Source organism: Pseudoduganella aquatica, from assembly GCF_020865585.1.
Taxonomy (GTDB): Bacteria; Pseudomonadota; Gammaproteobacteria; order Burkholderiales; family Burkholderiaceae_D; genus Rugamonas; species Rugamonas aquatica_A.
This window is the reverse complement of the sequence record NZ_CP086370.1, coordinates 5,017,822-5,032,507: the sequence shown is the minus strand read 5'-3', so window position 1 is coordinate 5,032,507 and position 14,686 is coordinate 5,017,822. Positions and strand designations below refer to the sequence as shown.

Below are 14,686 nucleotides of genomic sequence, written 5' to 3'. Positions count from 1 at the left end.
TGGCGATGGCATACGGAAGCGGACACGACGAGCATGAGTCTGGAGACGGGCATGACCATGGCCCCCAGAGCTGGGTCACGAAGTACGTGTGGAGCCAGGACCACAAGGTGATCGCGGTGCAGTATGCGCTGACGGCCATCGTGGTCGGCCTGATCGGGCTGGTGCTGTCGGACCTGATGCGGCTGCAGCTGGGCTACCCCGGCAAGTTCGCCTTTATCGACGCGTCGCGCTACTACCAGTTCATCACCATGCACGGCATGATCATGGTGGTGTATCTGCTGACCGCGCTGTTCCTGGGCGGCTTCGGCAACTACCTGATCCCGCTGATGGTGGGCGCGCGCGACATGGTGTTCCCCTTCCTGAACATGCTCAGCTACTGGTTCTACCTGCTGTCCGTGGTGATACTGATAGGCAGCTTCTTCGTGCCCGGCGGCCCCACCGGCGCGGGCTGGACGCTGTATCCGCCGCAAGCCATCCTGCAGGGCACGCCGGGCGTGGAGTGGGCATCATCGTCATGCTGATTTCGCTGGTGTGTTCATCGCAGCGGCCACCATGGGCGGCCTGAACTACGTCACCACGGTGCTGCAGGCGCGCACGCGCGGCATGACGCTGATGCGCATGCCGCTCACCGTCTGGGGCATCTTCGTGGCCACCATCCTGGCGCTGCTGGCCTTCCCGGCGCTGTTCGTCAGCGGCGTGATGATGCTGTTCGACAAAACGCTGGGCAGCAGCTTCTTCATGCCCGCCATCGTCTCCATGGGCCAGCACCTGAACCACCAGGGCGGCAATCCGCTGCTGTTCCAGCACCTGTTCTGGTTCTTCGGCCACCCCGAGGTCTACATCGTGGCCTTGCCGGCCTTCGGCATTATTTCCGACCTGGTCAGTGTGCATGCGCGCAAATGCATCTTCGGCTACCGCATGATGGTGTGGGCCATCGTCATTATTGGCGGGCTCAGCTTTGTCGTGTGGGCGCATCATATGTATGTGAGCGGCATGCATCCGCTGTTCGGTTTCTTCTTCGCCACCACCACGCTGATTATCGCCGTCCCTACCGCGCTCAAGGTCTACAACTGGACGCTCACGCTGTGGCGCGGCGACATACATCTGACCGTGCCCATGCTGTTTGCGCTGGGCTTTATCAGCACCTTCGTGCTGGGTGCGTGACCGGGCTGTTCCTGGGCAATGTGAGCGTGGATATTCCGCTGTCGAACACGTATTTTGTGGTCGCGCATTTCCACATGGTGATGGGCGTTTCGCCTGTGCTGGCGGTGTTTGGCGGCATTTACCACTGGTATCCCAAGATCAGCGGACGCATGTACAACGACGCGCTGGGCAAGCTGCATTTCTGGATTACTTTCCTGGGCGCGTATGCCATTTTCTTCCCCATGCATTACCTCGGCGTGCTGGGCATGCCGCGCCGCTACTATGCCTATGAAAACTACCAGTTCATTCCGCCGTCGGCGCAGCTGATGAATGAGTTCATCACCATCGCCCGCTGGTGGTGGGCGTGGCGCAGCTGCTGTTCATTTTCAATATGCTTACAGCACCTTCAGGGGCAAGGTGGCCGACGGCAATCCGTGGCGCGCCGCCAGCCTGAATGGCTGACGCCGCAAACCCCGCCCGTGCATGGCAACTGGGGCCGCAGCTGCCGGTGGTGTACCGCGGCGCGTATGACTACGGCCAGCAGACCGCGAGAGCGACTACATTCCGCAGAACGGGGCCGGATGACGAGCTGCATGCGTCACCCGCCCGGTGCGCCGCAGGCGGGGCGTGCCGGGGCATGGGCATCCCTGCCCGCGAGGTGCGGCATGAGCCCGGGGCGCATGCAGTCGGCTCAGGCCGTGCAGCTTGCGCTGGGCGTGCCTGACGCGCGCAAGGTGGGCCTGGTGTTCATGGCGTGGTGACGTCGCTGTTCATGCTGTTCAGCTTGCCTACGTGATGCGCGCGATGGCGATTGGCAGCCGCTGCGCTACGTGCCGTGGCAGCTGTGCTCAGCACGGCAGTGCTGGCTCTCCAGCGCCGCATGGGAAAGCGCGCGTCGCGCGGCATGCGGACGGCAACGCCCCCCGCGCCGCATCCGCTGCGGGACCCGGCGTGCGCGCGGCGCTGCTGGCGTGCGGCCTGTCGCTGGCCTTCCTGGCGGTGCAGCTGTGGGCCTGGCAGGCCATGACGGATATGCGCTTTACCGTCAACGGCAACCCGGCCAGCAGCTTCTTCTATCTGCTGACCGGGCTGCATGGACTGCACGTGGGCGGCGGCCTGGTGGCGGCTGCGCTGGCGGGTGCTGCTGCGCGGCGCAGCGCGCGGCGCGCGCCGGGCACGCCGGGTGCGCGGGCGCAGGCGGCGTTCGCTGCCAGCGCTGCGCTGTGCGCGCGCTACTGGCATTTTTTGTTGCTGCTGTGGCTGGCGCTGTTCGCGCTGATGTTCCTGGTCACGCCGGATTTCGTGCAGGTGGTGTGTGAAAGCGTCGGCATCCGGCCGCCGCAAGCGAGGTGAATCATGGATGCGTCCGGCAGTGGTGGCGTGCAGGGCTTGGTCAGCGACTTCTCGGGCGACAAGGTGGCCTACCATGTCCCCTGGGGCAAGCTGATGATGTGGATCTTCCTGCTCAGCGACACCTTTATCTTCGGCAGCTTCCTCACCGGCTACATGACGGTGCGCCTGTCGGCCACGGCGGCCTGGCCCAATCCCAGCGAGGTGTTCGCGCTGACCATCGCGGGCACGACCCTGCCGCTGATACTGATCGCCATCATGACCTTCGTGCTGATCACCAGCAGCGGCACCATGGCCATGGCCGTCAACTATGCCTACCGGGGCGAGCGCGCCATCAGCGCGCGGCTGATGCTGGCCACCGCCGTGTTCGGCGCCATGTTTGTCTGCATGCAGGCCTTCGAATGGAGCAAGCTGATCCATGAAGGCGTGCGGCCCTGGGCCAACCCCATGGGCGCGGCCCAGTTCGGCTCCTGCTTCTTCATGATCACCGGCTTCCACGGCCTGCACGTGTCGGCCGGCGTGATCTACCTGCTTATCGTGGCGCGCCGCGTGCAGCGCGGGCATTACGAACGCGGCCATGGCGGGCAGGGTGGCAAATACGACATTGTTGAAATCGCCGGCCTGTACTGGCACTTCGTGGACCTGGTCTGGGTCTTCATCTTTGCGCTGTTTTACTTGTGGTAGGAGGGGCCATGTCCACCGCTTCCGCGCAGCACCCGATCGGCATTTACTTCAAGATATGGGGCCTGCTCTTTATTCTCAGCGCCTTCTCGTATGCGGTCGATTTTTTCCACGTGCAAGGCTATCTGCGCTGGACCCTGATCCTGGTGCTGATGGCCGCCAAGGCCAGCCTTATCGTGGCCTATTTCATGCACCTGAAATGGGAGCGCCTGGCGCTGATCTACACCATCGTGATTCCGCCCACCGCGCTGCTGGTTCTGGTGTGGCTGATGATGGTGGAGGGCGACTACACCTTCTTCACCCGCATGACGCATTTCGGCTGAAGCTGCACGGGTTTTGCGCCGGGACTTGCCTTGATTTTCCAGCTTTTACCGTGCTACAATTCGCCCACGCTTTTACGACGTCCCCATCGTCTAGAGGCCTAGGACATCACCCTTTCACGGTGAGTACCGGGGTTCGAATCCCCGTGGGGACGCCAAGTCAAAACAAGTGTGCAGATGCAGCCCTGGTGCGCCGGGGCTTTTGATTTTTTAAGATCACGCTGCGATAGAATAGGTCACGACAGATTTCTGTCCCCATCGTCTAGAGGCCTAGGACATCACCCTTTCACGGTGAGTACCGGGGTTCGAATCCCCGTGGGGACGCCAAACAGAAAAAAGCCGCCTTGCGCGGCTTTTTTTCCACATATGCCTACCGAAAACCATCCCGCCGCCATGGCCACCTTAGCCCTGTTCTGCAAAGTCGTCGACAACTACGGCGACATCGGCATCTGCTGGCGCCTGGCGCGCCAGCTGCAAAGCGAGCACGGCATTGCCGTCACGCTGTGGGTGGACGATATGCGCACCTTCCAGCGCATCTGCCCCGAGGTGGATCCCGGCGCGGCGCGGCAGCGGATTGCGGGCGTGGCCGTGCGCCACTGGGATGGGCAGGACGGCGAATTCGCGCCGGCCGACATCGCCGACATCGTCATCGAATTTTTCGGCTGCGACATCCCGCCCGGCTATATCGCCGCCATGGCGCAGTGCGAACCGCGCCCGGTGTGGCTGAACCTGGAAGGACTGACGGCGGAGGAATGGGTGGAGGGCTGCCACACCTTGCCCTCGTCCCATCCGCGCTTGCCGTTGACGAAACATTTCTTCTTCCCCGGCTTCACCGCGAAAACCGGCGGCCTGCTGCGCGAGTCCGCGCTGGAAGCGCAACGGCTGGCCTTCGCGTCCGACCCCGCCGCCCAGGCCGCCTTCCTGGCGCGCTTCGGCGTGGCGCAGGCGGACATGGCCGCGCTCAAGGTGTCGCTGTTCTGCTATCCGCACGCGCCGGTGGCCGAGCTGTTCAGCGCCTGGGCGCAGGGCGGCGAGCCGGTGCTGTGCCTGGTGCCGGAAGGCGTGGCGGCGGACGCGGTGCAAGCCTTCCTGGGCGCCGAGGCCAGGGCCGGCGCCGCACGCAGCAGCGGGGCGCTCACCGTGCGCGTGCTGCCCTTTGTGCCGCAGCAGGATTACGACCAGCTGCTGTGGGCCTGCGACCTCAATTTTGTGCGCGGCGAAGACTCCGTGGTGCGCGCGCAATGGGCGGGAAAGCCCTTCGTGTGGCATATCTACCCGCAGGACGAGAACCTGCACCACAAGAAACTGGGCGCCTTCCTGGCGCGTTATGCGGCGGACGGCGCGCTGGACGCGTTTTCGCTGCGCTGGAACGGCGCGGCGCCGCCCGGCGCGGACGGCGATGTGGCGCCGGACTGGCCGGCGCTGTGGTCCGCGCTGCATGCCGCGCTGCCGGCCACCGCCGCGCGCGCCGCCGTGTGGCGGGAGCAGATCGCCGCACATGGCGACCTGGCAACAAACCTGCTGCGTTTTGCTGCGTCGCTCAAGTAGGCGGCGCAAGAAAAATCAGGTATACTGCCCGGTTACTCTATCAGGTATTTTTACTCGGTATTATTACTCGATCAAACTAGAGCTTACGGCGTTAGAAGCCAGCAGGCGACAGATGATTTTCACGCAACCCACTTTATACGTACACTCGCTATGAAACCCGCAAAAGAAATTCGTGTTGGCAACATCATCATGGTTGACGCCAAGCCTTTCATCGTTCTGCGTTCTGATGTCAACGGTTCGAGCCGCACGGGCTTCACCTACAAATGGAAGATGAAGAATCTTCTGACGAACGCTCCCCTGGAAAACGTATTCCGCGGCGACGACAAATTCGACGTGGTGGTTCTGGACAAGAAGCCAGTGACCTACTCCTACTTCGCCGACCCGCTGTACGTCTTCATGGATCAAGAGTACAACCAGTACGAGATCGAAGAAGAAAACCTGGGCGACGCACTGAACTACCTGAAAGACGGTATGGAATGCGAAGCAGTGTTCTACGACGGCAAAGCCATCTCGGTAGAACTGCCAACCACCATCGCTCGTCTGGTTGCCTACTCGGAGCCTGCAGTGAAGGGCAACACTTCGGGCAACGTCCTGAAAGAAGCCAAGATCGAAAACGCGATCGAATCCAAGCAGCACATCGTGATGGTGCCGCTGTTCGTATCCCAGGACGACGTGATCGAAATCGACACCCGTACCAACGAATACAAGCGCGTAGTACGCAACTAAGTCCCGGACTTGGCGGCGCGCTCGCTGCAAGGAAAAGCCAGGTTCCGCGGAACCTGGCTTTTTTTTTTACGCGAAGGGAACGAAGTCGATGCCGTTCTGGATCGCGCCTATCACCTGGGCATGGTTCTCCGGGCTGTCCGAGAACTGCACCAGCACGTTCGCCTGGGACGCCAAATGGTTGTCGAGCACGTTCATCCAGTAGGCGAAGCCTGCCTCGTCGGGTGCGCGGTGCAGGGTGTTGGCGTAGAAGCGCGTCACCGCCTCGGCATTGGTCGGCGCCGCGCCGTACAGCGCCAGGCCTTCGTTGGACGACATGAAGTTCTTGGCGATCAGGTCCATGGACGCGCCGCCGTCGCGCACCGCGATCCAGTAGCCCAGGCCCGGCAGATCCGGCACGCGGTCGAACACCGCCTGGTACAGGCGGTAGGCCTGGCCCGCATTGCCCTCGATGTCCAGCGCCACGTCGGCGTTGGCGAAGTGCAGGCGCTCCACGTTGCCCAGCACGTCCGAGCCGTCGCTGCCCTGCGGGTTGCTGACCAGGGCGCCGGTGGCGGTGATGGTGATGCCGTAGCCGGCGCGCGCGCCGGTGTAGACAGCCGTGTCGATGCCGCCGCCGCCGTCGATCACGTCGTTGCCGCCCAGGCCGCTGATGCGGTCGTTGCCCTGGTTGCCGATGATGCTCTCCGGGCTGGCGGTGCCGGTGACGATGGCGCCCGCCAGGCTGCCAAAGCCGGCGCCCACGGTGGTGTGCGTGATGGTGCGCGCGTCGGCCGTGGTGTTGGCGATCATCTGGTAGTTGACGAACACCGCGTCCAGGCTGCTGCTGGCCAGCGCCGCGCTGCTGGCGTAGTTGTAGTGGTTGGCGTCGCCGCCGCTGGACAAGCGCGTCAGCGCGCCGGTTTCGATATCCTTGATAAAGATGTCCGCGCGGCCGTCGCCGTCGCCCGGCGTGAAGTCCGAGGTGCTCTCGAACAGCACGTAGCGGCCGTCGTTGGACACGCTGGCGTTGCTGGAGTCGCCCAGGCCCTGCTGGCCGTCGGCGCCGGTCGACACGCGCAGCGTCACGCCAGTGGCCAGGTCCTTGCGGAACACGTCGCGGTGCGCGTTGGTGTCGCCCGCCACCAGGTTGCTGGCCTGGCTGGTGAACACCACGTAGCGGCCGTCCGCCGACACCGAGGCGTTGTCGCTGTTGCCGTTGGCGCCCGCGCCGCTGGAACTGGTGGACACGCGGGTGAGGGCGCCGCTGTCCAGGTTCTTGGCGTAGATGTCCGCGTAGCTGTCGTCGCCGGCCGCCAGGTTGGTGGCAAAGGTGGTGAACACCGCCGTGCGGCCGTTGGACGACAGGGCGGTGTCGGCGCTGGGCGCGTTGGCCTGCACGCCGGCGGCGGTGGTGGAGGCGTTCACCACCACGCCGGTTTGCGTGTTCTTGACGAACATGTCATCGGTGCCGTTGGTGTCGCTTGCGACCAGGTTGGTGGCTTTGCTGATAAAGCCCACGTACAGCCCGCTGCCCGACAGCACCGCGTTGTAGCTCGAGCCGTTGGCCTGGGCGCCGGTGGCGGTGGTGGAGGCGTTGATTAGCGCGCCGCTGGCCATGAACTTGACCATGATATTGGCGTTCCCGCCCACGGTATTCTGGAAGCTCACGGCGCCGGCGTCCCCGGCCAGCGAGGCATTGGTCTTTACGCCCGCCAGCGTGGATACCAGGGTCAGCGTGCCGGTCTGCAGATCGCGCAGATAGATGTCGCCGTCATTCAGGCTGGTGTCGCTCGGCAGCAGCGACTGGTTGGAGGAGAACGCCACGTAACGGCCGTTGGCGGAAATGCGGGCGCCGATATCGGGGGCGCTGATGTCGGTTTGCACCGTGCTAGATGTGTTTGGCAGCATGATAGTCGGATTTTTGTGAATAGTGGTTGTAGGGGTATGGCCTACAAATTGTGCATCAGACAAGCCGAGCGCCCCCGCACAGTTCCACCCGGATATTTTTTCCTTGACCGAGAGTTTGCTATTCCTTTCAAAAAGATAATCAAATTAGTAGCTCGGAAATATTTCCGCTGCTATGCTAGTGGGTTACTGCAGTTACACTTTCGCTTTACTACTCTTGGTACGCGCACTCACGGAGCTGGGTATGGATCGTAGGGGATTTGTTCGCATGGGTTTGGCCGCAGGCGCGGCCGGCATGGCAGCCAGCACGGACGCGGCGGCCAAGGCCGGACCGGGCGCCGTTCTGGACGGCGGCGTGCAGCTGCAGCAGGAGCTGATGGCGGCCAACAAGCTGACCTCGCACTCGCTCACGTCGCAATACCTGGCCCGCATCCGCAATATCGACAAGGCCGGCCCGCGCATCAACGCCATTATCGAGATCAACCCGGAAGCGCTGAAGATCGCCCGCGAAATGGACCGCGAACGCCTGCTGCGCCGTCTGCGCGGGCCGCTGCACGGCATCCCCGTACTTCTGAAGGACAATATCGCCACCGCCGACCGCATGAGCACCACCGCCGGTTCGCTGGCGCTGGCCGGCGTGCGCGCAGCGCGTGACGCCCACGTGGTGGCCCGGCTGCGCGCGGCCGGCGCCGTCATCATCGGCAAGACCAATCTGAGCGAGTGGGCCAATATGCGCTCCACGCATTCGGTGAGCGGCTGGAGCGCGCGCGGCGGCCTCACGCGCAACCCGTATTCGCTGGACCGCAATTGCAGCGGCTCGAGCTCCGGCTCCGGCGCCGCCATCGCGGCCGGCCTGGCCACGCTGGCGGTGGGCACCGAGACCGACGGCTCCATCGTTTCGCCCGCGTCGATCTGCGGCCTGGTCGGCATCAAGCCCACGCTGGGCCTGCTCAGCCGCAGCGGCATCATTCCCATCGCCCATTCGCAGGACACGGCCGGCCCCATGGCCCGCAGCGTCACGGACGCCGCGCATATGCTGGCCGCCATGGCCGGCGCGGACCCGGCCGACGCCGCCACCGCCGGCAGCCAGGCGGCCGACTACGCCGCCGCGTTGGACCGCGCCAGCCTGCAAGGCAAGCGCCTGGGTGTGGCGCGCAACTTCTTCGGCAAGAACCCGGACGTGGACGCCGAAATGGCCAAGGCGCTGCAAGTGCTGCAGGCCCAGGGCGCGCAGCTGGTGGACGTGGAAGTGCCCAACGTGAACAAGTACGACGGCACCGAAACCGACGTGCTGCTGTACGAATTCAAGTCCGACCTGGCGGCCTACCTGAAGGAATACGCGCCCAACGCGCCGGTGCGCAATATGGCCGAGCTGGTGGAGTTCAACCGCAAGCACGCGGACAAGGAAATGCCATACTTCGGCCAGGAATACCTGGAGCGCGCCGCCGCCAAGGGCGGCCTGGACGAGCAGGCCTACCTCGACGCACTGGCCAACAACCAGCGCTACTCGCGCGCCGAAGGCATAGACCAGGTCATGCGCGAACACCGTCTGGACGCGCTGGTGGCGCCCACCGACGGTCCGGCGTGGCTGACGGACTTCATCAACGGCGACCATTACAACGCCAGCTTCTCCTCGCCCGCCGCCGTGGCGGGCTATCCGCACGTGACCGTGCCGGCCGGCTATGTGCACGGCCTGCCGGTGGGCCTGTCCTTCGTGGGCGGCAGCTATACCGAAGCCAAGCTGATCGGCATGGCCTACGCCTATGAGCAGGCCACCCGCCACCGCCGCGCGCCGCAGTTCCCCGCCAGCGTGTCGCCGCAGCCGCGATAGAAAACGCCAATTTGACGGAATGTCCAATTCTGGATATTCTGTCCAAATGCGAAAACAGAAGATAGTCCGTACCGCCGAACAGCAGCTCCTGCTGGACCAGCTCAAGAACGTGGCCGAAGGCCTGGGTCAGACCCTGGCCCCGTTCTGCGAAGTGGTGGTGCACGACCTGCTCGACCCGGCGCACGCCATTGCCGCCATCCACAACAAGCTGTCCGGCCGCGATGTCGGCGGCCCGGCCACGGAGCTGGGCCTGGCCCGCATCGGGGACGCCGCCTATCCCGCCATCGTGGCAAACTACGCCAACAGTTTCGCCGACGGGCGCCAGGCCAAGAGCACCTCCATCGGCGTGAAGGACTCCAGCGGGCAGTACGTCGCCGCGCTGTGCATCAATGTGGACCTGACGATGTTCCACGGCCTGCAAGCCATGTTCGGCCAGTTCAGCCGCATCGGCGCCGGCACGGCGCCGCAGGAATCGCTGGACCCGGCCGGCGCCGACGGCATCCGGCGCCGCATCGACGACTACGCGGCGCGCCTGTCCAGCACTCCGCGCACGCTCAAGGCCGGCGAGCGGCGCGCACTGATCGAGGAACTGCGGGAGGCGGGCTGCCTGGAAGTGCGGCGCGCCATGGAAATCATCGCCCAGCATCTGGGCATTTCGAGAGCGACGGTGTACAGCTATGCCAAATAACGCGAGACTGCTGTTGATCGACAGCGTGCAGGGCGAGTCCCTGATGAACTACCGCGACGTGCTGGACGCCACCCGCGAGGCCTTCGTGCTGCACCAGCAGGAAGAGGGCCGCGTGTTCCCGCTGTTGCGCGAGCGCCTGCCGGAAGGCGTGTGGGGCATCAAGTCCGGCAACGTGGCGGGACAGAACCTGCTCGGCTTCAAGTCGTCCGGCTTCTGGCCCGGCAACCGGGAGAAGGGCGGCGAGCCGCACCAGGCCACCATCGTGCTGGTCGACCCGGACACCGGCCGCCCGCTGTGCATCATCGACGGCAACGGCGTCACCACCATGCGCACCGGCGCGGCCGGCGGCCTGGGGCTGATACAGCTGGCGCGCGCCGACAGCGCCCGCCTGTGCGTGTTCGGCACCGGCGTGCAGGCCCGCATCCAGCTGCGCTACGCGCTGGAGCTGCTGCCCTCGCTGCACCAGGTCGACTACGTCAGCTCCAGCGGCGAGCCGGATCCGGCCTTCGAGCGCCAGTTCTCCGAGCGCTGCAGCATCGCCATGGCGGCCGACCGCAACGCCGCCGTGGCGCTGGCCGACATCGTCATCACCGCCACGCCCGGGCGCGGGCCGCTGTTCAACCTGGACGCCGTGCGTCCCGGCACCCACTTCAACTGCGTCGGCGCGGACACGCTGGGCAAGCGCGAACTGCCCGAAGGCCTGCTGCAGCAAGCGCGCCTGTTCGTCGACGACCATATCCAGGCGCGCCAGATCGGCGAAATGCAATGGGCGCCCGAGCTGCCCTGCCACCAGCTGGGCGAACTGCTGTCTGGCCAGCTGCAGGCGCACCGCAAGCCGGAAGACATCACCGTGTTCGACATGACCGGCATCGCGCTGCAGGACCTCACCGTGGCGCGCCTGATCTACGAGCGCGCGCTGGCCAGGGGCGTGGGCAGCAGCGTAGCCTGGCCCTGGTAACAAGTTCACCAAACTCTGAAAAGGAAATCATGCAAGTCCTGCCTACCTACGACGACGTCGCCGCCGCCGCGCAGCGCATCGAAGGCCATGCCCACCGCACCCCGGTGCTGCGCTCGCGCACCGCCGACGAGGAACTGGGCGCGCAAATCTTCTTCAAGGCCGAGAACATGCAGCGCATGGGCGCCTTCAAGTTCCGCGGCGCCTTCAACGCGCTGTCGCGCTTCGACGCGGCGCAGCGCAAGGCCGGCGTGGTGGCTTTCTCGTCCGGCAACCACGCGCAGGCCATCGCCCTGTCCGCGCGCCTGCTCGGCATACCCGCCACCATCGTCATGCCCCAGGACGCGCCGGCCGCCAAGGTTGCCGCCACCAAGGGCTACGGCGGCAAGGTGGTGCTGTACGACCGCTACACCGAGGACCGTGAAGCCATCGGCCGCAGGCTGGCCGAGGAGGGCGGCCTGACGCTGATTCCGCCGTATGACCACCCGGACGTCATCGCCGGCCAGGGCACGGCGGCCAAGGAGCTGTTCGACGAAGTCGGCCCGCTCGACGCGCTGTTCGTCTGCCTGGGCGGCGGCGGCCTGCTGTCCGGCTCCGCGCTGGCGGCGCGCGCGCTGTCGCCGGACTGCAAAATCTACGGCGTGGAGCCGGAGGCCGGCAACGACGGCCAGCAATCGTTCCGCAGCGGCGCCATCGTCCACATCGACACGCCGCAAACCATCGCCGACGGCGCCCAGACCCAGCACCTGGGCAACTACACCTTCGACATCATCCGCCGCGACGTGGACGACGTGCTCACCGTCAGCGACGCCCAGCTGGTGGAGGAAATGCGCTTCTTCGCCGCGCGCATGAAGATCGTGGTGGAACCCACCGGCTGTCTCGGATTCGCCGCAGCGCGCGCCATGCGCGAGCAGCTCAAGGGCAAGCGCGTGGGCGTTATCATCAGCGGCGGCAATGTGGACATGGCGCGCTTCTGCGCGTTATTGGCCTAAAGGACAAGTTACGGGCCGGGCGGGCGCGGGTAGAGTCGCACCATCAACGATGAAGGCGAGGACACTAAAATGCATTCCGTACAACAGGAAGTCGACGAACGCAGCAACCTGACCGGCACCAACAAGTTCGAGCTGCTGCTGTTCCGCCTGGGCGGCGACGCCAGCGGCGACCGCAACGAGCTGTTCGGCATCAATGTGTTCAAGATCCGCGAGATCGTCGCCATGCCGCCCATCACGGCGGTGGCCGGCTCGCAGCCCCACATGCTGGGCGTGGTCAACCTGCGCGGCCAGATCATCCAGGTGCTGGACCTGCCGGCCATCTGCGGCTGTACGCCCAAGACCGGCCTGAACATCATGCTGGTCACCGAGTTCGCCCGCACCACGCAGGCCTTCGCGGTGGAATCGGTGGAAGACATCGTGCGCCTGGACTGGGGCCAGGTGCTGTCGGCCGAATCGACCGCCGTGGGCGGCATGGTCACCAGCATCGCCCGCCTGGACGGCGCCAATGGCTCGCGCCTGGCGCAAGTGCTGGATGTGGAAACCATCCTGCGCAATATGAATCCGACCGACCGTCCCGATGTGGACCCGGAAACCATAGGCCCCAACCTGAACCTGCGTCCGGGCACCATGATACTGGCGGCGGACGACTCGGTGGTGGCGCGCACGCTGATCGAGAAAGGCCTGGAAGCCATGGGCGCGCCCTTCATCATGACCAAGTCCGGCAAGGAAGCGTGGGACAAGCTGGGTCAGATCGCGGCCGCCGCCGAAGCCGAAGGCAAGACCGTGTACGACAAGATCGCCCTGGTGCTGACCGACCTGGAAATGCCGGAAATGGACGGCTTCACCCTGACGCGCAACATCAAGCAGACCTCGCGCTACGCGGCGCTGCCGGTGGTCATCCATTCCTCGCTGTCGGGCACCACCAACGAGGAGCACGTCAAGACCGTCGGCGCGGACGCCTACGTGGCCAAATTCATGGCCGAGGAGCTGGCCGCCACCATCCGCAAGGTGCTGGCGAAATAGCGCGGCACGCGGGGGAAATCGCGGTAGAATTTAAGCGGGCGCCATCCAGGGCGTCCGCCGGCCGCGATGGAACCCATGCTGCAAATCGACTTCCCGATCCGCAAAGAATGCCCGCCCGGCGCCTGCGACTGCAAGCGCGAGCAGCTGCTCGAGGACGCAGCGGCGGACATGGCCGCGCTGGCCGTGCTGCGGCTGACCAAGGAAGACGAAAAGCGGCTGATCCAGCGCATCGAAGCCGCTGAAAGCTACGAAGACCTGCAGCGCATCGGCCTGCGCCTGCAAGAGAATCTCGGCGTGGCGCTGAAGATCGCCCCGGGCGAGAACGAAGTGCGCACCGTGATGGGCCTGCAGATCGAACTGAGCATGCGCCCCGGCCTGTGCCGCAAAACCCGCGAAGCCATCCCCGCTGCGGTGCGCCGCTGCCTCAAGAAAAAACCCGCCATCATCTACGCCATCCTGGATGCGCACGACCTGTTCGGCGTCTAGCCGCAAGGCTCAGGCAAACGTAGGGCGGGTTAGGAGGCGCCAGCCGACGTAACCCGCCATGCTCAGCATGCCAATTGGCGGGTTACGAGAGCCTCCGGCTCGCTAACCCGCCCTACGCGCTGTCCGGCAGCACGAACTGCGCGATGGCCAGGTAGTGCAGGGCGCTGCCCAGCAGCACGAAAAGGTGCCAAATGCCGTGCGCGTGGCGCATTCGCGTGTCGATCACGTAAAAGATGATGCCGACCGTGTAGAACAGGCCGCCCGCCAGCACGTAGGCAAAGCCGTCATTGCCCAGTGAAGCGCGCAAAGGGAGCACCATCAGCACCGCCGACCAGCCCATGGTCAGATAAATCACCACCGACAGCCAGCGGTTCTCGCTTTTCCGCAACTCTTGCACGATGCCGACGAACGCCAGCAGCCAGACGGCTGCCAGCAAAGCCCAGCCGAGCTGGCTGTCCAGCGCCAGGCTGCAGAATGGGGTGTAGGTGCCCGCAATCAGGACGTAGATCGCGCAATGGTCGAACTTCTGCCACAAGGCCTTCACGCGGCCCATGCTGGCATGGTAGACGGTTGAGCAGGCGTACAGCAGCACCAAGCTGAAACAGTACACGCCGATGCTGACCACGCTCTGCCAGGGACCACTCTGCACCTGTCCCAGCAGATAAACCGACCCGCCGGCAGCCAGCAGCGCTCCCGCCAAATGTGTTGCCGCGTTGAACTTTTCGCCTGCTTGGGCAAACTTAACCATGATTAGCCTTAGTAAGTGTTCGGGCCATTGTAGACGCATATCAAAACCGGACCATGACTAATACGGAACACCACCCTATGCGCAAGACCCTTATCGTTTTTATCTTCGCCGCTTTGTGGCACCCATCCGTCCAAGCGGCCGCCGGGTTGCCCGCCCATCTGGCGAGCAGCTGGGGCACTGCGGAGTCCTTGTACGCGGGAAGCGCCGGGCAAACGGATATGCAGCTGGCTGTGGATGGATTTGGCTTCATGGCCGGCTCCAGTCTGGTCAAACCTTAACTTGGCTGTAGCACAAGGCACCAATCTGCTCGG

General features: G+C 64.9%; 14 protein-coding genes, 2 tRNA genes and 1 pseudogene. 15 read left to right on the top strand and 2 right to left on the bottom strand.

The window, feature by feature from the left end; genetic code table 11:
- Positions 1-5 precede the first annotated feature (5 nt).
- From KT882_RS22405 to KT882_RS22370, 8 genes and pseudogenes are all read left to right on the top strand, one after another.
- Positions 6-1,728 (top strand): annotated as a pseudogene (locus KT882_RS22405) (cbb3-type cytochrome c oxidase subunit I).
- A gap of 366 nt (positions 1,729-2,094) precedes the next feature.
- On the top strand, positions 2,095-2,496 hold the full coding sequence (locus KT882_RS22400) for a cytochrome c oxidase subunit 3 (protein ID WP_228893357.1): 402 nt from the start codon (positions 2,095-2,097) through the stop codon (positions 2,494-2,496).
- A gap of 3 nt (positions 2,497-2,499) precedes the next feature.
- A complete protein-coding gene (locus KT882_RS22395; protein WP_161074666.1) occupies positions 2,500-3,177 on the top strand; it encodes a heme-copper oxidase subunit III family protein in 678 nt (225 codons plus the stop codon).
- An 8-nt stretch (positions 3,178-3,185) separates the two neighbouring features.
- Entirely contained in the window at positions 3,186-3,497 is a 312-nt protein-coding gene (locus KT882_RS22390) for a cytochrome C oxidase subunit IV family protein (RefSeq protein WP_161074667.1), read from the top strand.
- 79 nt (positions 3,498-3,576) lie between these two features.
- Positions 3,577-3,652: transfer RNA gene (locus KT882_RS22385), tRNA-Glu, on the top strand.
- 93 nt (positions 3,653-3,745) lie between these two features.
- Positions 3,746-3,821: transfer RNA gene (locus KT882_RS22380), tRNA-Glu, on the top strand.
- Between the two features lie 39 nt (positions 3,822-3,860).
- The gene (gene earP / locus KT882_RS22375) at positions 3,861-5,042 is read left to right on the top strand and encodes an elongation factor P maturation arginine rhamnosyltransferase EarP (RefSeq protein ID WP_228893356.1); all 1,182 of its coding nucleotides are present in this window, start codon (positions 3,861-3,863) and stop codon (positions 5,040-5,042) included.
- A gap of 150 nt (positions 5,043-5,192) precedes the next feature.
- Positions 5,193-5,768: an elongation factor P gene (locus KT882_RS22370; RefSeq protein WP_161074669.1), complete on the top strand. Its 576-nt coding sequence runs from the start codon at positions 5,193-5,195 to the stop codon at positions 5,766-5,768.
- Positions 5,769-5,834: 66 nt separating this feature from the next.
- On the opposite strand, the gene KT882_RS22365 is transcribed toward KT882_RS22370, so the two are convergent.
- Positions 5,835-7,655, bottom strand: a complete 1,821-nt coding sequence (locus KT882_RS22365; RefSeq protein WP_161074670.1) for a DUF4214 domain-containing protein — start codon at positions 7,653-7,655, stop codon at positions 5,835-5,837.
- A gap of 241 nt (positions 7,656-7,896) precedes the next feature.
- On the opposite strand from KT882_RS22365, the gene KT882_RS22360 reads away from it, so the two are divergent.
- The 6 genes from KT882_RS22360 (at position 7,897) to KT882_RS22335 (ending at position 13,627) form a co-directional block, all read left to right on the top strand.
- A complete protein-coding gene (locus KT882_RS22360) occupies positions 7,897-9,483 on the top strand; it encodes an amidase (RefSeq protein ID WP_228893355.1) in 1,587 nt (528 codons plus the stop codon).
- Between the two features lie 46 nt (positions 9,484-9,529).
- Complete coding sequence (locus KT882_RS22355) at positions 9,530-10,171, top strand: helix-turn-helix transcriptional regulator (RefSeq protein ID WP_161074672.1); 642 nt, start codon at positions 9,530-9,532, stop codon at positions 10,169-10,171.
- A complete protein-coding gene (locus tag KT882_RS22350; protein ID WP_228893354.1) occupies positions 10,161-11,129 on the top strand; it encodes an ornithine cyclodeaminase family protein in 969 nt (322 codons plus the stop codon). Before KT882_RS22355 ends, KT882_RS22350 begins: the two co-directional genes overlap by 11 nt.
- Positions 11,130-11,158: 29 nt before the next feature.
- Positions 11,159-12,118, top strand: a complete 960-nt coding sequence (locus tag KT882_RS22345) for a threo-3-hydroxy-L-aspartate ammonia-lyase (protein ID WP_228893353.1) — start codon at positions 11,159-11,161, stop codon at positions 12,116-12,118.
- 69 nt (positions 12,119-12,187) lie between these two features.
- On the top strand, positions 12,188-13,141 hold the full coding sequence (locus KT882_RS22340) for a chemotaxis protein (protein WP_161074675.1): 954 nt from the start codon (positions 12,188-12,190) through the stop codon (positions 13,139-13,141).
- Between the two features lie 75 nt (positions 13,142-13,216).
- Positions 13,217-13,627: a hypothetical protein gene (locus KT882_RS22335; protein WP_228893352.1), complete on the top strand. Its 411-nt coding sequence runs from the start codon at positions 13,217-13,219 to the stop codon at positions 13,625-13,627.
- Between the two features lie 112 nt (positions 13,628-13,739).
- Here the strand turns inward: KT882_RS22335 and trhA are convergent, their stop codons facing one another.
- Entirely contained in the window at positions 13,740-14,375 is a 636-nt protein-coding gene (trhA, locus tag KT882_RS22330; protein WP_161074677.1) for a PAQR family membrane homeostasis protein TrhA, read from the bottom strand.
- A 77-nt stretch (positions 14,376-14,452) separates the two neighbouring features.
- On the opposite strand from trhA, the gene KT882_RS22325 reads away from it, so the two are divergent.
- The gene (locus tag KT882_RS22325; protein WP_161074678.1) at positions 14,453-14,653 is read left to right on the top strand and encodes a hypothetical protein; all 201 of its coding nucleotides are present in this window, start codon (positions 14,453-14,455) and stop codon (positions 14,651-14,653) included.
- Positions 14,654-14,686: the final 33 nt, after the last annotated feature.